At 69.8% G+C, this 18,478-nt stretch carries 14 protein-coding genes; 9 read left to right on the top strand and 5 right to left on the bottom strand.

The annotated features are described in order from the left end of the window. Positions 1 to 9 precede the first annotated feature (9 nt). The 3 genes from Dfulv_RS46015 (at position 10) to Dfulv_RS46005 (ending at position 4,388) form a co-directional block, all read left to right on the top strand. Positions 10 to 1,125 carry an ATP-binding protein gene (locus tag Dfulv_RS46015; RefSeq protein ID WP_259860107.1) on the top strand — a complete coding sequence of 372 codons (1,116 nt, stop codon included), beginning with the start codon at positions 10 to 12 and terminating at the stop codon, positions 1,123 to 1,125. Continuing rightward, positions 1,122 to 3,905: a DUF5682 family protein gene (locus tag Dfulv_RS46010; protein WP_259860106.1), complete on the top strand. Its 2,784-nt coding sequence runs from the start codon at positions 1,122 to 1,124 to the stop codon at positions 3,903 to 3,905. Before Dfulv_RS46015 ends, Dfulv_RS46010 begins: the two co-directional genes overlap by 4 nt. A gap of 138 nt (positions 3,906 to 4,043) precedes the next feature. Further along, entirely contained in the window at positions 4,044 to 4,388 is a 345-nt protein-coding gene (locus Dfulv_RS46005; RefSeq protein ID WP_259860105.1) for a hypothetical protein, read from the top strand. 289 nt (positions 4,389 to 4,677) lie between these two features. Here the strand turns inward: Dfulv_RS46005 and Dfulv_RS46000 are convergent, their stop codons facing one another. Further along, positions 4,678 to 5,511 (bottom strand): SDR family oxidoreductase, encoded by an 834-nt coding sequence (locus tag Dfulv_RS46000; RefSeq protein ID WP_259860104.1) that lies wholly within the window; start codon positions 5,509 to 5,511, stop codon positions 4,678 to 4,680. Between the two features lie 83 nt (positions 5,512 to 5,594). Between Dfulv_RS46000 and Dfulv_RS45995 the strand changes: the two genes are divergently transcribed. Beyond that, complete coding sequence (locus tag Dfulv_RS45995) at positions 5,595 to 5,969, top strand: winged helix-turn-helix transcriptional regulator (RefSeq protein ID WP_259860103.1); 375 nt, start codon at positions 5,595 to 5,597, stop codon at positions 5,967 to 5,969. Between the two features lies 1 nt (position 5,970). Here the strand turns inward: Dfulv_RS45995 and Dfulv_RS45990 are convergent, their stop codons facing one another. The 3 genes from Dfulv_RS45990 to Dfulv_RS45980 form a co-directional block, all read right to left on the bottom strand. Next, positions 5,971 to 6,603 carry a hypothetical protein gene (locus Dfulv_RS45990; RefSeq protein WP_259860102.1) on the bottom strand — a complete coding sequence of 211 codons (633 nt, stop codon included), beginning with the start codon at positions 6,601 to 6,603 and terminating at the stop codon, positions 5,971 to 5,973. Continuing rightward, positions 6,603 to 8,006, bottom strand: coding sequence for a selenium-binding family protein (locus tag Dfulv_RS45985; protein WP_259860101.1), 1,404 nt, complete (start codon positions 8,004 to 8,006; stop codon positions 6,603 to 6,605). Before Dfulv_RS45985 ends, Dfulv_RS45990 begins: the two co-directional genes overlap by 1 nt. 180 nt (positions 8,007 to 8,186) lie before the next feature. Continuing rightward, the gene (locus Dfulv_RS45980) at positions 8,187 to 9,254 is read right to left on the bottom strand and encodes a hypothetical protein (RefSeq protein WP_259860100.1); all 1,068 of its coding nucleotides are present in this window, start codon (positions 9,252 to 9,254) and stop codon (positions 8,187 to 8,189) included. Between the two features lie 161 nt (positions 9,255 to 9,415). Between Dfulv_RS45980 and Dfulv_RS45975 the strand changes: the two genes are divergently transcribed. From Dfulv_RS45975 to Dfulv_RS45960, 4 genes are all read left to right on the top strand, one after another. Next, positions 9,416 to 10,405, top strand: coding sequence for an efflux RND transporter periplasmic adaptor subunit (locus tag Dfulv_RS45975; RefSeq protein ID WP_259860099.1), 990 nt, complete (start codon positions 9,416 to 9,418; stop codon positions 10,403 to 10,405). After that, a complete protein-coding gene (locus tag Dfulv_RS45970) occupies positions 10,402 to 11,082 on the top strand; it encodes an ABC transporter ATP-binding protein (protein ID WP_259860098.1) in 681 nt (226 codons plus the stop codon). Before Dfulv_RS45975 ends, Dfulv_RS45970 begins: the two co-directional genes overlap by 4 nt. After that, a complete protein-coding gene (locus tag Dfulv_RS45965; protein ID WP_259860097.1) occupies positions 11,079 to 12,407 on the top strand; it encodes an ABC transporter permease in 1,329 nt (442 codons plus the stop codon). The genes Dfulv_RS45970 and Dfulv_RS45965 overlap by 4 nt, the downstream gene beginning before the upstream one ends. A gap of 625 nt (positions 12,408 to 13,032) precedes the next feature. After that, positions 13,033 to 13,200 (top strand): hypothetical protein, encoded by a 168-nt coding sequence (locus Dfulv_RS45960; protein WP_259860096.1) that lies wholly within the window; start codon positions 13,033 to 13,035, stop codon positions 13,198 to 13,200. A 1,169-nt stretch (positions 13,201 to 14,369) separates the two neighbouring features. Here the strand turns inward: Dfulv_RS45960 and Dfulv_RS45955 are convergent. Further along, positions 14,370 to 17,216: a PQQ-dependent sugar dehydrogenase gene (locus Dfulv_RS45955; RefSeq protein WP_259860095.1), complete on the bottom strand. Its 2,847-nt coding sequence runs from the start codon at positions 17,214 to 17,216 to the stop codon at positions 14,370 to 14,372. A gap of 616 nt (positions 17,217 to 17,832) precedes the next feature. On the opposite strand from Dfulv_RS45955, the gene Dfulv_RS45950 reads away from it, so the two are divergent. Then, complete coding sequence (locus tag Dfulv_RS45950) at positions 17,833 to 18,471, top strand: DUF6230 family protein (RefSeq protein ID WP_259860094.1); 639 nt, start codon at positions 17,833 to 17,835, stop codon at positions 18,469 to 18,471. Positions 18,472 to 18,478: the final 7 nt, after the last annotated feature.

Raw genomic sequence — 18,478 nt, 5'->3', positions numbered from 1 at the left:
CCCCCAGAGATGACCAACGACATGCTGCGCGCCCCCGCCGAGGTGAAGTACGCGGAGGAGCTCGACTGGCTGGAGTCGATCGACGACGGCCCCAAGCCGTTCTCGTGGCGGCTCAGCCCCAAGATGGTGCGGCTGTTCGTCCTCGGCTCCGAGCGCGCGGACGGCCTCGACCGGGAGATCTCGCAGAAGTGGTTCGGTGACCGCAGTTTCGTCGAGCGCAGCATCGTGACGCTCGCCTCCGACCGCGGGCTGCTGCTCATCGGCGACCCCGGCACCGGCAAGAGCTGGCTCGCCGAGCTGCTCGCCGCCGCCATCTCGCGCAACTCCACGCTGGTCGTCCAGGGCACCGCCGGCACGACCGAGGATCACATCAAGTATTCGTGGAACGTCTCCATGGTCATCGCCAAGGGACAGTCCCGGGCCTCGATGATCCCGTCGCCGATCATGACCGCGATGGAGCGTGGCGTGATCGGGCGGTTCGAGGAGCTGACCCGCTCGACCAGCGACGTGCAGGACGCGCTGATCTCGATCCTCTCGGAGAAGTACATCTCGATTCCGGAGCTCGACGAGGACAACATCGTCTTCGCCCAGCCCGGCTTCTCGATCATCGCGACGGCCAACAGCCGCGACCGGGGGGTCAACGATCTGTCCTCGGCGCTGAAGCGGCGGTTCAACTTCGTGCGCATCCCCGTCGTGACCAACAAGAAGAGCGAGGCGGAGATCGTTCGGTTCCGCACGACCGAGCTGCTGCACCGGCACAGGATCGAGCTCGACGTGCCGCCCAACCTGCTCGACATCCTGCTGCAGAGCTTCGCCGACCTGCGCGCCGCGGCCGACTCGGCGACGAGCGACGACGAGAAGCTCGAGTCGGCGCTGTCGACCGCCGAGCAGATCGGCGTGCTGGAGGACGCGATCCTGCACAGCACGTTTTTCGGGGACCGCAAGCTGCGGGCCGAGACACTCGCCGGGTCGCTGGTCGGGTCGCTCGCCCGCCGCAGCCCGGAGGACCTGGCGATCCTCAACAAGTACTGGCACGGGGTCGTCGAGCCGCGCAGCAAGCAGGACGGCGGCGAGTGGCCCGCGTTCCTCGAGGGCGGCCGCCAGGCGATCGCAACCCTGTCATGACATCCCGGACCGAGCCCTTCGACGCGCTGCGCGGCCAGCTGGTGGAGGCGGCCACCGCCTTCGCCGGCGGTGCCGGTGCGGTGCCCGAGATCCTGGCCGGGATCGTCGACGACGTCGACCGGGCGCTGCGTGAGGAGCTGGAGATCTTCCCGGTCTGCCACCACTCGCCGGCGTCCGGCCTGGCGATGGTCCGCCGCCTGCGGGAGAAGCAGCCCAAGGTCATCTATCTGGAGCTGTGCGAAGACCTCCAGCCGCTGCTGACGGAGCTGCGCAACTGCCGCCTGCCGGTGGCGCTGCAGGCCTTCGCCTCCGAACTCGACGACTTCCCGAAGGACTGGGGGCCGTTGAGCGTCGTCGCCCCGATCACCGAGGCGTCGGCGGAATACCAGGCGATCTCCTACGCGCTCGACACGCCCGGGGTCGAGCTGGTGCTGGTCGACCGGTCGACCGACCACGTCTTCCAGTGGGAGCCGCAGCGCTCCACCGAGAAGACCGCCGAGGAGGACGACCTGCACGGCGACGCCGTCGGCATCGAGATCGGTGACCTGCGGCCGCGCTTCGCCGAGCTGGAGCAGCACCTGTTGCACCACGGCAAGGTGCGGCACTGGTCGGAGTGGTGGGACCAGTATGTCGAGCAGCCGCTCGCCGGCGCCGACTACGCGACCTACCGCCAGGTCATGGTGCTGATCGGCAGCCTGTTCCGGCGGCTCGCCCCGGCGGACAGCCGGCGGGTCCGGGTCGACGAGGACCGCGAGCGGTACATGTGGACCCGCATGCGTGAGCACCTCGCCGCGTCGGGCGTCGACAAGGCCGACTGCCTCTACGTGTGCGGGGCGTTCCATGCGGCCAGCCGGGTCGCCGAGTTCGGGACCGCCGACGGTGTGCCCGACTTCGAGATCAGCCCGCGCACGGCGACGAAGTGGCTCTACGGGCTGATCCCGTCGAGTCACTCGGCGATCGAGGCACAGTTCGGGCTCGCGTCCGGCTCGGTGTCGATCGCGGCCGCCACGTGGGCCAAGGCGATCACCCGGTCGCGGCTCACGCCGTTTCAGCTCGACGGACAGCGCGGCACCCGCAAGCGCGCGGCGAAGGCGCTGCCCGCCACGGCCGCCCAGGCCGAGCCGGTCGCCGACCGGCTCTCCGGGTTCCTGGCCAGCCCGCCGGCACTCGACGGGCTGGACGAGGAGGAGCTTCTCGGGTGGTGCGTCGACATCGTCCGGCTGGCCCGCCGCAACGGGTATCTCGCCAGCACCGCCGACGCCATCGCGGTGTTCGAGACCTCGATCCTGTTGGCCGGGATGCGCAACCGGGCCCGCCCGACGCCGTACGACTTCCAGGACGCGGCGGTCACCTGCATCGAGAAGGACGTCGTCCCGGGCCGGCGCGACGTGCGACGGCTCTGCGAGATCCTGCTCGGCGGCGACCGGGTCGGCCAGGTCGGCTACGACGCGCTGCCGCCCCTGGCGCGCGACGTCTACGACCGGCTCGCCCCCATCGGGCTCGACCTGCAGAAGAGCACCGTGCAGCGGGCACTGCTCGATCTGGCCGGCCGGCCGGAGCTCGTGCCCGCTTCCCATCTGCTCTGGATGCTGCGGTATCTCCTGCCGGACGGTGCGGTCCGCCCGATCATGGGCTCCCGCCGGCTCGGCGAGAAGGCCATCCAGGAGAGCTGGGACCTGGCGATCGGCAAGCACCAGCGGTACGTTATCGAGCTCGGCTACGAGGGCGTCACCGTCGAGCAGGTGGTCGAGCAGCGGCTGCGCCGGTCGGTGTGGGCGCAGGACGCGACGGCGGCGGTGGCCCTGCGCGCCGTCGAGGACTCGATCCTGTTCCTCGGCAGCCGGCGCTTCACCGACGAGCTGGGCGCGCGGGCCGTCGAACTGCTCGCGGCCGAGCGGACGGTCGACGACGCGCCCGAGGTGCTGCGCCGCATCCGGCGGCTGCTGGCGCATTACCGGGCGACCGAGCCCACGCTGCCGGCGTGGTGCGAGGCGTTCGTGACCGCCGGATACGCGCACTACTGCACGCTGCTGCCGACCGCGTTCGTCGACGACGAGACGGGCGTGCGGCAGGTCGCGGCGATGCTCGGGTTCCTGTTCTCGATGGAGGGCCTGGCGCTGTCGCTCGGCTGTGACCGGGCACAGCTGGAGCTGGCCGTGCGCCAGTCCCACCCGGAGGCGCCGGCGAAGGTGGCGCTGCTGTGGGCGGCACACCATCAGCTGGGCCTGCTCCCGCTCGCGGAGCTGCGCACCCGCTGCACCGAGCTGCTGGCCAACCCGCTGGTCGTGCCGTCGTTCCCGCAATACCTCAGCGGGTTCGTGCAGGCGCTGGAGCCGGTCCCGAAGCTGGCCCCGTTTGTGGTCGAGGTGATCTCGAACGCGTTCGCCAAGCTTCCCGACCCGGTCCTGCTGCCCTGGCTGCCGTCGCTGATCACCACGCTGCGGGACCAGGCGGGCGAGTTGGTGCCGGTCCTCATCCGCGAGGCCGGTCGCACGTTCCCCAGCACCCTCCAGGCGGTCGACGCCTTCGTGCCGCCGTGGAGCGCCCAGCCGCAATCCCAGCGCCGGTCGGCGGCGCCCGCAGCTCCGGCCGGCCCGGTCGGCGCCTTCCTCGCGGCGCACCCGGCCACGACGGACGCCCTCGCCGACCTGCTCGGCTGCGCTCCTGGCTGGCAGGAGCAGGCCACGACGGAGACCGCGCCGACGGCGGTCCTCGCCCTGCTCGCCGAGCACCCGGCAACGGCCGAGGCCCTGGCTCCGCTCCTGGTGCCGGCCGGCTGACACCCACGACTCGGGCCGGAGGATCGCCGGCGGGACGATCCTCCGGCCCGGCCCACGCCATCGGATCACCCCTCTGCGCGCTCACCGGCGGCCGGCGTTCCGAGCGGGAGTGTCGACGGGCGAGATCAGCGTTGGGCCATGGAGATGTCCGCTGCGCTCGCCGGGGGTGCCGTCTGCCTCGGCCTGGTGGTGGCCCTCGTCATCGTCCTGACGGTGGTGCAGCAGCGGCGGGAGCGGGTCGAGCGGTTGCGGCAGTGGGCGGCGCAGCACGGGTGGCAATACACCGTGCGACCACAGGTCGAGTGGGGGCGGCGGATGCCCGGGCGGAACAAGCGCGGGTCTCGCTGGCCCTGTCGTAGCTTCCGGCCGGTTGTGGCCGTGATCGCGATACGTTCGCAATCACGAGCGCGGCGGCTGGACGAGAACCGGCCCGGGGCCTGGCCATGGTTGCGGCAAGTTCGCGATCACGCGTGCGGAACCTGAGGGAAGGGCCGGATGGAGGGCGGCGGCGTTCCAGTCCCGCTGACGGCGAGCCCGCGGTTTCAGATCACGGAGGTTTCGCGCTGCCGGCTGTCGCCGCGCGTTGACCTTGGTGACTTTCCGTGGCCAGGACCACCGAAAGTCACCAAGGTCAACCAGGCCCGGCCGGCCATGCGGTCGGTCTGACCGTCAGGACGTATGCGAAGGAGTGGTTGGTCAGGAGCCGCATGGCGCACGACGGGTGGCGGATCCGCTCACGGGACGGGCCGAACTGCGGGCGCTCCCGGCCTTGCTAGGCGTTTTTCAGGGCGGCCTGGAGGGACTCGGCGAGTGTTGTGGCGGGTCGGCCGATCAGCCGGCGCAGGTCGTCGGTGACGACGTCGAGCGCGCCCTGGGAGATGGCGGTGTCCGAGGCCGCGAGCGCCCTCGCGAACCCCTCCGGAACGCCGAAGCCGATCAGTGTCTGGGCGTACTCGTCCTCGGGCAGGTCACGGTAGACCACCTCGGTGCCCGACCGGGCGGTGATCTCGGCGGCCAGGTCGCCGAGCGAGAAGGCCTCGTCGCCGCCGAGCTCGTAGATCTTGCCGGCGTGCTCGTCGGGCTTCCCGGTGAGGACGGCGGCGGCCGCGGCGGCGAAGTCGGCCCGCGTGGCGGCCGCGATCCGGCCGTTGCCGGCGGCGCCGAGGACGGCGCCGTTCTGCAATGTGCCGGCGAGATTGGCGGTGTAGTTCTCGAAGTACCAGTTGTTGCGAAGGAAGACGTACGGCAGGCCGGAGGCCTGGATGTAGTCCTCGGTCCACTTGTGCCCGGGTGCGATCGGGATCGGGCTGGTGTCCGCCTTGGTGATGCTGGTGTAGACGATCAGCCCGACGTTCGCGGCGCGCGCCGCGTCGACGACGGCCCTGTGCTGGTCGACCCGCTTGTCGAGTTCCCGGTTGGAGATGAACAGCAGCGCGTCGGTGCCGGTGAAGTCCAGCGTCTCGGGCCGGTCGTAGTCGGCGAGCCGGGTCGGGACGCCGAGATCCTGGCCGGTGTCGCGGACGGCGGCGACGACGTCTGCGCCGCGCAACTCCTCGAGGACCAGCCGGCCGAGGTGACCCGTGGCGCCGGTGACGGTGATCGTCATGGTGTGCTCCTTCTTCGGTTCGTACCGCACCTACGGTAAGCACTAACTTTTTGAAAGTGCAACCCGTCGGTTATCGTAGTTCCATGCCCAGGGACGAGCTGGTCTTCGATGTGTTCGCGCGGAACTGCACGTCGCGACCTGTCATGGACACGGTCGCCGGCCGCTGGGGCATCCTCACCCTCGCCGCGCTCCTGGAGGGGACGCACCGCTTCAACGAGCTGCGCCGCCGGGTCGACGGGGTCAGCGAGAAGATGCTGTCGCAGACGCTGCACGCGCTGGAGCGGGACGGGCTGGTGGTGCGCGAGGTGCTGAGCGCGATCCCGCCCCGGGTGGAGTACAGCCTGACCGGGGGCGGCAAGCGGATCGCCCTCAAGCTGACGGATCTGATCGAGCTGGTCGAGGCGGAGATGCCGGAGATCTTGGCGGCTCAGGCGCGCTACGACGCCTCGCGCGAGTGATCTAGATCGCCACCGCCACGGTGGCGATGCCGGCGCCGACCAGCGCCACCGCCCAGATCCGGTCCAGGTTGATCCAGGCGGACCGCAGGATGCGCAGGCCGACGACCTGGTAGACGAGCAGCGCCACCGCGCCGGCCACGGCGACCATCGAGACCGTGTGGACGGCCGTGGCGAGGAAGCCCGTCCACAGCGGCGCGGTCGCCGCCTCGGCGCCGTGGTGGTGGCCCGTGGCCGGCGCGCTGGCCACCAGGACCGGGACCAGCATGAGGCCGGCGCCGTGGACGCTCGACATGAGGAACGACCAGCTCGCCAGTTGCGCCCACGACAGCCGCATGCCGGCCCACCGGAAGTGGCGCTGCGACAGGGCGCGCCACAGGCCGAACCCCACCAGCACGATGCCGCCGCCAATCGCGACCAGCCTGGTGGCGACCACCGACTGGAGCGCGCTCACCAGCCCGGCGACGACAAAGATCGACACGGCGTGGCCGGCGGAGATCGGCGCCAGGGCGCGCAGGACCGCGGCCCTGCTCCGCTCCTGGCACCCGATCGCAACCGCGAACAGCCACCCCATGCCGGGATTCAGGCCATGGAACGCGCCCATGGCCGCGAGTGCGACGTATGCGGCGATGCTCACTATGAGAAACAGTACGAGTCGGAAGACGCGTCGCCGCCCTGGAGTCTCGTCTGATGGACGCGCCGCCCGCGGAAGTCGGCGCCGTGCGGGAAGAATCGCTCGTCGAGGCGGAGTCCGCCCTGGTCGGTGACGTCGAGCTTGGCCATCCAGGCGCCGACGCCGTCCGGGTAGAACTGGTCGTCCCAGGACCCGTAGAGGGAGTTGGTGACGTACACGCGCCGCCCGTCCCGGCTGACCTCGACCATCTGTGGCCCGCCGGAGAGCGGCAGAGACGGGTCGGTCGGGTGGGCGGCGCGGCGGACGATGCCGCCGAGGTGCACCGAGTCGACGAACACCGGGTTGAACGGATCGCTGACGTCGTAGCGGAGCAGTTCGCCGGTGCCCCAGGCGGCGACGAGCAGGAAGCGGTCGTCGACCGTCAGGTCGATGTCGGTGACCAGCGGGGGGACGGCGCCGAACGGCTGAAGGACCGGCGGCAGGCCGGCGGACGCGGCCGGTTCGGCCGGGATCGTGATCACCTTCTTGACGGCGAAGTGCGACCCTTCGCGGTACCACACCCAGATCGACGCCGACAGGTCCTCGACGCTGACGACGGTGTTGGCGAACCCGTACTCCTTGCTGGGGTCGTGGGCCGGGCGCAGTTCGAGTGCCATCTGATGCTGGTCGCCGAGGTCGACGGTCTGCAGGTGGCGGCGCTTGCGTAGGTCCCAGAAGTGCAGGGCGTGCCCGTACTTGCGGCCCAGCAGCAGCTCGCCCACCAGGCCGTCCTCGATCATCGACGGCGTGCCCCACTCGCTGGTCACCACGACGTCGTGGCCGAGGTGCCACCAGACGTCGTAGGCGAGGTACTGGGGGCCGCGATCGATCTCCCACCGGCCGAGGATCTCGAACGACGTGTGGTCGAGCAGCGCGATGCCGCCCGGGCCGTCGGCGCCGTCGGCGCTGCCGAGCGCGGAGACGTAGATCCCCTCGGGGCCGCAGTGGACGGTGTGCGGGCGGGAGTAGCCCGCGCGTTTGCCGAGCTCGTCGGGCTCGAGGACCTTGACGATCTCGGGTGCGCGCGGGTCGGGGCCGGTGTCCAGGATGTGGATGCGGGACGAGCGCAGCCCGGGAACGATCAGGTAGCGGCGCTCGACGTGCGGGTGCGGCGCGTACGGGCACAGCGCGCTGCTGCACGCGTTCCAGCCGAAGTGGTGCAGCTCGTCACCGGTGTTGGGCAGTTCGGTCCAGCCGACCACGGTGCCGTAGGCGGCGGACGACGGGTCGGTGTCGACGACGGCGATGGCGTCGGGCTGCTCGGCGGCGCGGTCGAAGGCGGCCACGTAGGCGAGCTTCTCCGGCGGCGCCCGCAACGCGTCGCGTGGCGACGGATAGAAGGTCGGATCCGGTTTCCACAGGGCCATTCCCGCAGCGTATTCCCCATTTGTGAGATAGGGGACATGTCGTGCGGCCGGCCTCACCCTCGGTCTACTCCGCGGCCGTCGCCGCCCACCCCGCACGCCGTCGGCGGATTCACCCTCCCGGGCCCGCGCGTCGTCACGCCCGGCGGCAACACCTTCACCTACCGGGCGTGACGGCGCGTCCTAGATGCTCGAACTGAACGTGGACAGGTAGGCGCTGCCGACCCTGGCACCGGTCTGGTCGAAGCAGGCGACCGACACCACGGCGGTGCCACCGGCGTCGGACCACGGCTTCTCGAGGCCGCAGTAGTTGGCGGTGTCGCCGATCGCGGTCACCTGTGCGTGTGTCTCCTTCTGATACAGCATCGGGTACTTGACGGTCATCCCGCCGATCGAGTTGGCGCCGAAGCCGAGCGCGCTGTTGTAGTTGCTCTGGCTGGACGTGGTGCTCGTGACGTAGCCGAAGCGCGTCGGCGGGCTGACGGCGCCGTGGACGGACCGTTCGCGGTGGAACGACGCGGTGAACTCCGAGTAGGCCGGCGCGCCGGAGGTCGCGTCGAAGCAGGCGATGAGCGCGTAGACGTCAGGGGTGCTCCAGGACCACCGGGCGACCTTGCACCGCCGCGGTTGTGCGTTGGACTGGACCGCGGTGACCTGGAGGTTGCCCGTGTGGATGCCGGCCAGCCCGACATTGGCGAAGCGGACCGTGTAGCTGCCCGGGCCGCCGGTGGTCACCGAGTTTCCGGCGCCGCTGGAGTTGTACTGCTGGATGATCCCGCTCAGCGCGGCGACGTGGACGTACGCGTGCGCGCCCGGGCCGGTCACCCCGGAGCTGACGGTCCACAGCACCGTGAACTGGCTGTCGTCGGGAAAGCCGAAGGGCTTGAAGCACTGCACGTCGACGACTTCGTCGGCGCCCTGGGCGCCCCACCGCACCGCTTCGCAGAAATGGCCGTCGTTGCTGACGGCGGTGACGTGCGGGATGCCCCGGAAGGCGCCGAGGCCGATCATCGGGAAGCGCACCAGGAAACGGCCGGGGCCGATCTTGACCCCGTCGGCGAGTGCGGCCGGCGCGAACGCCTTCCAGCTGCCGTACTGGTACGCCGGGTCGAGCGGTGTCGCGACGGTTGTGGTGGGGTCCTTCACGAACGCGAAGCCCCAGTGGTCGGGAGTCGCCGCGGCGGCGGGCGCGGCGGGCACGAGGAGGGCGGCGGTCGCCATGGCGGTGACGATGCCTACACTGATTTTCATCAATATAATGTGCCTGGAGATCCGATTCGATACTGTCGGCTCCCGTACTTTTACTGCGAGTGGTATTTTCGCGATCACCCTCTTTCGGGCACCCACGTGGCGCGATTGGCCGATACCCTTTGGCGGACTTCGATCGGCTCGCGAATCTGGGGGTTGCACCGGTGCGAAGATTCCTCCCCGCAATGCTCGGCGCCGCTCTGGCGGCCGGCCTGCTGGCCGGCTGCACGCCGTCGAGCGCCCAAGAGGCCGGCAACCCGGGCATGGCCGAGCGCGGCACCGCCATGACCACGGCCAAGCCGACCCGGCAGGACCTCACCAACCGCGTCAGCCTCTCCGGCAAGGTGACCCTCGGGCCCACCTTCGGCCTGGTGGCACCGGTCAACGGGGAGGTGCGGTATCTGAGCGTCAAAGCGCCGACGAGCACGCCGACCAAGCCGACCAGGGTGGCCAACATCTGGGCCGGCGGCAAGTCCACTCCGATCGAGGTGCCGGCCGGCGCGGTGTTCACCGGGCGGCTCGTCGACGACCGGTCGAAGGTCACCGCCGGCATGCCGATCGTGTCGGCGAAGCAGGTGGGGTACGGCGTCGTGGCCGACATCGACGGCGCGCAGGCGTACCAGATCTCCGACAGCCTCCAGTCGGTGCAGGCGCAGATCAAGAACGGCCCCGGCCCGTTCCCCTGCACTGTGCTCGGCACGCTCGCGGCGCTGCCGTCCGGCACGATCCCCGAGGAGCAGCCACCGGCGCCCAACCCCAGCACGAGTGCCAGTGCGCCGCCGGCCCTGCCCCCGCAGCAGCAGCCGCAGGGCTCCGAACCGACCGGCATGCGGCTCGTCTGCGTCGGCCCCGCCGACGTGAAGCTCATCAACGGTGCCGCGGCCACCGTCGAGGTCGTCACCGCGACGGCGACCAACGTGCTCGTCCTGCCGGTCGAGGCGGTCGCCGGGGCACAGGGCCGGGGCCAGGTCGAGGTCATCAAGCCCGACCAGACCCGCGAGGTGCGTGAGGTGACGCTCGGCCTCACCGACGGCAAGGTCATCGAGATCAAGTCCGGGCTCGACGGCGACGAGACCGTCTCGGTGCCGGGGCCCAACCTGCCGCCCGCCAAGCAGAACCAGGGCGGCGACCCCCTCCCGGGAATGACCAAGTGAGCCCGCTCATCGAGCTTGTCGGGGTCACCAAGACGCTCAAGGGCCAGCAACGGCCCCGCACCATCCTCGACGGTGTCGATCTCGCCGTCGAGCCCGGTGAGAGCGTGGCGATCCTGGGCCGCTCCGGCTCCGGCAAGAGCACCCTGCTGAGCCTCATCGGGCTCTTCGACCGGCCCGACTCGGGGCAGTACTTCATGGGCGGCCGCGACCTGGCCCGCATCCCCGAGCGCAAGGCCGCCGCGCTGCGCAGCGCCGAGTTCGGCTTCGTCTTCCAGCGCTTCTTCCTGCTCAAGCACCTCACCGCCGCGCAGAACGTCGCCATGGCGCTGGTCAACGGGCAGGGCTGGCTGCCGCGGCGCAAGCGCAAGGCCCGCACGCTGGAGGCACTCGACCAGGTCGGCATAGCCCACCTCGCCAAACATCGGCCGCCCAAGCTCTCCGGCGGTGAGCAGCAGCGGGTCGCGGTTGCCCGGGCACTCGTGCGCAACCCGAGCCTCCTGCTCGCCGACGAGCCGACCGGCGCCCTCGACACGGAAACCGGAAACCTCGTCATCGACGTCATGCGAGCCGCCACCGACCGCGGCTGCGGCCTGATCTTGGTCACCCACGACCAGGCACACGCCGCCAAGATGCACCGCGTCCTGCACCTGCGCAGCGGTGTGCTGGAGCCGGCATGATCAGGCTGTCGGGGCGGTTCCGGTCGGCGCTGATCATCGGTGGGCAGGGCATCCGGGCCCGCAAGACGCGCACGTTCCTGTCGATGGTGTCGCTGTTCCTGGGTGTACTGGCCGTGGTCGCCGTCCAGGGGGCTGCGGAGACCGCGAAGACGCTGCGCCTCGCGGATCTCGAGCTGCACGCAGGCAAGGACGGCACGCGCCAGATGTACATCCCGCCCTTCGGCGACGCGATCGACACGACGATCGCCACGATCTCCGGCCGTCCCGGCGCGGCGGCGATGGTCGGCTACCAGGCGATCATCGGCGAGCCGAAGGTCACCCCGATCAACCCGGGCGGGGCGCCCTTCGACAACCCGGGCGGCTACGGCTACGGCCCCGGGCAGTACGAGGTGCAGTGCGACGCCTCCGGCATATGCCGGCCGGTGCCGCTCAGCCCGGCCGACATCGCCCCCAAGGGGCAGGCGATCGAGGTGCAGCTCTACGCGATGGTCGGTGATGTGCGGCAGTTCCGGCCGTACAGACCGGTTTCCGGTTCCTGGCTCGACCTCACCGGCCCGCCGTCGTATTCGCCGCGTCTTGTGCTCAACAAGGAGGCGGCGCGCGGCTTCAGCCAGAACCAGGTGCCCGCCGAGATGCGCCTGGAAGGCGTGACCGCCAACCCCACGCCGCGCATCGTGGGCGTCGTCGACGACGGCAACTCCCAGCCCACCGCCTACGTCCGCGCCGACGAGCTGCGCAACTGGATGCCGCCGCAGTCCGGGCGGTCCGCCCTCGGCGGCATGGGGCTCCAGCTGATGTTCTCGCCGTCGGCGGGCGACACCGAGCGCCTGCTGATCCGCAAGCTGACCGGCGCCGGGATCCCGGCCGATGCCCTGCACGTCGAGGTGGTCAACGCCCGGGAGAGCATCGAGCAGGAGCTCTCGATCATCCGCTGGATCTTCCTGGGCATGGCAGCGTTGGTACTGCTGATCGGCGTGGCCGGCATCCTCAACGTAGGTTTGGCGACGGTGGGCGAGCGGGTCGAGGAGTTCGCGCTGCGAAGAGCCGTGGGTACTCCACGGTCGTTGCTGGCCGGCATCGTGCTGGCCGAGACGCTGCTGACCGGTCTGCTGACCGCCGCTGCGGCGATCGGCCTGTCGGCGCTGGTCCTCGACCTGACGGTCCGCATCCTGGGCTCCCGGGTTCCACAGCTGACCGACATCACGTTCCCCTGGCAGGCGGGCGTGGCCGGCGTGATCGCGGGCCTGGTGGCCGGCCTGCTGGGCGGCTCGATCCCCGCCCTCCGCGCAGCACGGATCCCGATCGCCACAGTCATGCGCGCCTGACCTGCCGTTCCGCTGCTTCATCGGGCCGTTGGGGCCTGCCTCGCACGCCAGGCCGGGTCGGCCGACCGACCCGGCCGACCGGCGTGGTCGACCGGCGTGGTCGTTGACCCGTCGCGCCCGGCGTGGTCGTTGTTGGTCGCGTCCGGCGTGGTGGTCGTCGATTCGGTCGCGCCGGTAGGGGCGGCAGACACGCCGGGTCGGCGGGAGCGTCTGGTGGCGCCTGGTCGGCAGCTTGGCCGGTCGGGTGACTGGTTCAGCTGGTGATGCCTGACCGGACCGATGGTGATCGCCCGGGCGGGATTGTGGTCGGCGATGCCTGGCCTGGCGGGGAGCGGCCGACGATCCGGGTCAGGGGGCAGGGGTCGGGGGCCTCGGCGGGGCTGACGGAGCCGGGCCAACGGAGGCGGGGCCAGCGGAGCCGGGGGCAGTGGAGCCGGGGCCAGCGGAGGCGGGGGCAGTGGAGCCGGGGGGGCAGGCCGGGGCGTGCCTGGGCGGCGGCCTCGGATGGCCGGCCCTGTCGGAAGTGCGGGCAGAAAGCCCATGATCGAGGGAAAGTCCGTGGTGACTATTCAGGTGGTCGGCGTGCCTGATCGATGATGTTCGTTGTTGGGTGGATGATCGTGGGGTGTCGGGGCCTGCGGTGTCGGTTGATCTTGCGGCGGTGGTTGCCGCGCAGGCGGCCACGATTGCGGAGCAGACGGCGGTGATCGAGGCGTTGCGGGCTGAGGTGGCCGAGTTGCGGCGCCGGTTGGGGTTGAACTCGTCGAAGCCGCCGGCGCGAACTTTCCCTTGACCATGGACGGGCGCCGCGGGTGGAGTTGGGCCGGGAAGCGGTCGGCGACAAATCCAAGCGGTGGGCCCGCAGCTGACGATGCCTGGGTGGGCGGGACGGGAACTGGTCGACGGGATTCCGTCGGCGCGCCGGGGCTGATGGGACACGGCTGGTGGTGACTGGTTGCCCGGGGGAGTAACCAGCGCTCCCGGAGTCGGCGTGCGCGCGGCGGATCGGTATCACCAACCGATGTCCAGCGGATCGCGGCCATCCAGTGGATGCGGCCGCCCAGTATCGCGGCGATTTGACCAGCAGGTGGGATTGCATCGATCGACATCTGTGGGATTTCGGCGAATTTCCATGATCCCGAAGACTTGTGGCACCTCCAGCGACACAAAGTCTTCGGGATCATGGAAAACGCCACGAATGCATGATTGTCGATGCACCGTGATGTCTGAAATGTCCGTGCTGGAGACCTGTCGGCCGAGAGGCGTCCTGGATGCGCGACCCCAGGTCCGACTGTCGGCGGTCCGCAACCAAGAGGTGACAAGGCCGGAGTGCAGTCACCGGGCGCGGCAGTCCGGAGACTGCCGTGCCCGGTTGGTGTCAGCTCGTCACGGGGCCCACGGGTTGTCGACGGACCATGTGGTGTCCTCCTGGAACACCGACGGGTTGTCCCAGCTGTTGGCTCCACCCGGCGTGACTGGCCGGAGTTCCGCCGCTCGACGGCGGAGGCACTGGCCGGGGAAATTCCATGCGGTGGTCTGCCAGTCGACGGCGCCGAAGTTGAGCTGGACCCGCCCGTCCGCTCCAGTTTGCCGGAGAGCGCGGACTCGGCGGGGAACGGCACCCGGATCTGTTCGCCGAACGTGGCCGGCGTGGTCTGGCCGCTGCCGGTGACGGCGAAGTCCCAGGTGCCGTTGAGGCTCTGCCAGTCTGCGGGCAGCGGGTTGGTGGTGGACACCGAGTTGGTCCACGGGGTGGTCGTCGGCGGGGTCTTGGGAGTCCAGGCGCTGGCCGGGCTTCCCGTCACGACCAGCATCCGGGCGGTGCGGCCAGGCCGATCCGTGGGGATGCCAAGCATCCCCACGGACCAACACATACACTCACGATCCAACGCGGAGTGTCAAGCGTCACTCATCAATGTCTCCACATGGGAGCACGCCGGACCAAACATTTCCGAATATCACTCAGGCGCCCACGAGTTCGAACTTCTCCCACGGCCCAATCGACGTGCGGTTGGCGATCAGCGAGCCGGCGCCGTTGTTCTCGGCGACGACGTACCTGCTGTTGACCTCGGCCAGCAGGCTCTCGCTGCCGTCGGAGTTGCGGATCAGCGTGAACCTCTCCCACGGCCCGACCGTCGTCCGGTTGGCGATGAGCGGGTTGGCGCCGGCGTTGTCCGCGCAGACGTACATGTTGTTCGCCTTCGACCGCAGCGCCACCTTGCCCCCGCCGAGGTCGACGAGGTCGAACTGTTGCGCGGTGCCGACCGACGACGAGTTGGCGATCAGCGCTGTCGTCGCGTTCGGCGCGGAGACGTACAGGTTGTTCGTCAGCGATCGGAGATTGACCACCGGCATGCTGGGATTGGATCCGCCGGTGGCGAAGGTGAACGCGTCGACGTCGAACAGGTTGCCCGCGCCGCCCTTGAACACGAGGTACAACGTGGTGGCCGTGCTCGGCGCCCCGGAGATGTTCGTCGAGACGTTGGTGAACGTCTCCCAGCTGCCGGTGGTGGGAACGGTGGCGGTGCCGAGCAGGGTGCCGGTCGGCGAGCCGACGCGCACCTCGATCGTGCCACCCGCCCCGGCGGACGAGACCCGGGCGGTGAACTGCGTGGCGTTGTTCAGCAGGTACGGCGAGTACGAGATCCAGTCGCCGTTCTCGATGTAGCCGGCGGTCTTGCCGCCCTCGGCCGAGGCGTGGTCGGCGAGCTGGACGCCCGACATCGCGCCGTAGTGCTCACCCTGGCGGTGCTTGGGCTGCAGGGTGACGAGGGTGTGGGTGGTCAGTCCGCCGTTGTCGGTGTACGCGGCGTCGAAGATGCCGTAGATGTTCGCCGCCGCGTCATGCTCGCCGTCGACCGGGATCGTGATCGAGCCCGAGCACCCGGTCGTGCCGGTGATCTGGTGCGAGTGGCTGTCGTGACCCAGGAAGTAGGTCATGCTGACCCGCGAGCAGTTGATCGTGCCGTCCTCGGGGTCGGTGACCGTGATCTGGAACGGGACCGTGTCGCCGAAGTTGAACAGCTGGCCGCTGCCCGGCAGTGTCACCCGGACCGTCGGCGCCGTGTTGCCGACCGTGATCACGGTGCTCGCCGAGCCGGTCAGGCCCTGCGGATCACGCACGGTCAGCGTCGGGGTCTTCGTGCCGTTGGTGGTGTAGGTGTACGACGGGTTGGCGGCGGTCGAGTCGGTCGTGCCGTTGCCGTCGAAGTCCCAGGCGTACGTGAGCGCACCACCCTCCGGGTCCGCACTGCCCGCCGACGAGAAGTTCACGGTCAGCGGGTTCGGCCCGGACGTGACCGACGGCGTGATCTTCGCGGTCGGCGCGCGGTTGCCGCCGCCGATGTACTCGACGCGGTAGAGCGCCTGGTTGTTCGAACCGGTGCCGTAGTCGAGCACGTAGAGTGCGCCGTCCGGACCGAAGGCCATGTCCATGACCTGCGTGCCGGCCCACGGGAACGTCGAGATCTCACCCGGCGAGCCATCGGCGTTGACCTTGATCGGCTTGATCCAGCGGCGGCCGTACTCGCCGGCGAAGAAGTTGCCGTCCAGCGACTGCGGGAACTTCACTGCCGAGTTGAGCGAGGCGTTGTAGCGGTACACCGGACCGCCCATCGGCGACTCGGAGCCGCTGCCGAACTCCGGCGGGGAGCCGGCGTCGCCCGCGTAACGGATCCAGGCCGGCTTCGCCGCGGACAGCGTGGTCTGGCCGGTGTTGCGGAAGGAACTGTTCGTCGGTCCGCCGGTGCAGTTGAACTTCGCGCCGCCGGTGTTGGCGGCGAAGTCCCACTTGTTGTAGGTCTCGTTCGTCGTGTTGGTGCCGGTGCAGTACGGCCAGCCGTAGTTGCCCGGCCCGGTGATCCGGTTGAACTCAACCTGTCCGGACGGGCCGCGGTTGGCCTGCGTGGTGCCCGCGTCCGGGCCGTAGTCACCGAGGTAGACGACCCCGGTCGGCTTGTCGACGCTCATCCGGAACGGGTTGCGGAAGCCCATGGCGTAGATCTCGGGCCGCGTCCTGGCGGTGCCGGGCGGGAACATGTTGCCGGACGGGATCGAGTAGGTGCCGTCCGCGTTCGGCTTGATCCGCAGGAGCTTGCCCCGCAGATCGTTGGTGTTCGCCGACGAGCGCTGGGCGTCGTACTGCGGGTTGCGGTTGGTCCGCTCGTCGAGCGGCGAGTAGCCCGCCGACTCGAACGGGTTCGTGTCGTCGCCGGTCGTCAGGTAGAGGTTGCCGGCCGCGTCGAAGTCGATGTCACCGCCGACGTGGCAGCACAGGCCGCGGTCGTTGTCGACGGTGAGCACGACCTTCTCGCTGGCGAAGTCGAGCGTGTTGTCGGCCTTGAGTGTGAACCGGGAGAGGTTGAGGTGGCCCTTCCACGGCGCGAACTGCGCGTCGGTGCCGGTCGCCGGCGCGTCACCGGCCGGCGTGGACAGCGGCGGCGAGTAGTAGAGCCAGATCCACCGGTTCGTCGCGAACCCGGGGTCGACCGCGACGCCCTGCAGACCCTCCTCGTCGTGGGTGTAGACGGAGAGCTTGCCGGCGACCTTCGTGTTGCCGGCGGCGTCCGTGACGCGGACTGTGCCGTCCCGGGCGGTGTGGATCACCGACCGGTCGGGCATGACCGCGAGGGACATCGGCTCGCCGAGTTCGGCGCTGCCGAGGGCCAGTTGTACGTGCTGATAGTCGCTGGCCGGGATGGGGATGGCCGCGGCTGCCGGTGCGTTCGCCACCGCCGCTACGACGGTGCTGCCGGCGGCGAGTGTGGCTGCGGTGAGCAGCCGTCGCCATCGGCGCGATGATGCTGCCATTGCGGGTGTCCTTCCTGAGCTGGGGGGTTCAGCCAGGCAAGACGCGCGCCGACCGCGCTTTCCTGAAGCCGCGGGGCACGGGGCGCCGACCCTCTGTCGCGCGGCTGCGAAACCAACGGGTGGATGGCGGCCACCTTGTTAGTTATCGGGCCTAACTAACCACCGAGGCCGACCCGCTGGCAATGGCGAGTTTTTCGAGATGGGGGCTTTTGGTGGTTTTGACAGGAAACTCACCATCGTCGATGGAGAGTGAAGAACCTTCGGGGTTTGTCGTTATAGAACCGTGACCTTAGCCAAGATCGCTCACCTGTGGTGACGATCACAGGCCCGCTATGTCAGATTTATAGGCCTTGATGACCCGCCATCGACCGGAATCGTTCCGGTAGCTCATTACGCAGCGTTCGTTTTTCGCTTGGACGTGGTTACCGGCCAGTAACGACCGGCCTTGTACGTGCACCAGCGACCCGGCAACATCGTCCGCACGCCCCGCCCGGCCTTCTGTGAAGAAACCGCCCGGCAGCGACAGAAGGCCGCAGCGGAGGCGCGATGCGAGCGCCCGCAAGGCAGGAGCGCAGCACCCCAGCACCCCAGCACCCCGCGACCAGAGGAGCCCTACGTGTCCGTAGCTCAGGGCAGTGCGGTGAAGGGCCGCACGAGATGGAAGCGTTTCGCGACCGTCGTCGTGCCGGCCAGCTTCATCGCCGGCGCCATCGTCTTCGGCCAGGCGACCGGCGCGATCGCCGCGTCGTTCGCCGTCTCCGGCCAGCAGTTCAAGGTCTCCGCCGACAAGCTGGAGGGCACCGGCTTCGTGCAGTACGGCGGCGTGGCCACCGAGAAGGGCGGCAACCCGCAGAACCCCGCCGACCCGAAGAACCACTTCGTGGCGGTCTCCGGCATCAAGGAGGCCAAGCTCTACAACCTGTGCCAGTCGGTGAAGGTGCCCGGCCTGCCGGTCAGCATGGTCATCCACGCCGGCCAGGGCGCTCCGGCCGAGGCGACCGACCTGCTCATCGAGCTGTCGTCGCTCAAGGGCGACGCCACGTTCAACAACATCCAGATCGGCATCGACGCCTCGGACCTCACCAAGGGTGGCGTGAACGCCAAGGGTCTGCAGGGCAGCTTCGCCCAGCAGGCCGACAGCGTGACCATCACCAACCTCAAGCAGGTCGCCTGGTCGACCACCGCCGGCACGTTCAAGCTCACCGGCCTCGACCTGAGCATCTCGACCGGTGCCAAGCCGGAGGAGTGCTTCTAGTCCGCCG

It is taken from the genome of Dactylosporangium fulvum (assembly GCF_025137375.1).
Taxonomy (GTDB): Bacteria; Actinomycetota; Actinomycetes; order Mycobacteriales; family Micromonosporaceae; genus Dactylosporangium; species Dactylosporangium fulvum.
This window is presented reverse-complemented; position numbering and strand designations above follow the sequence as displayed.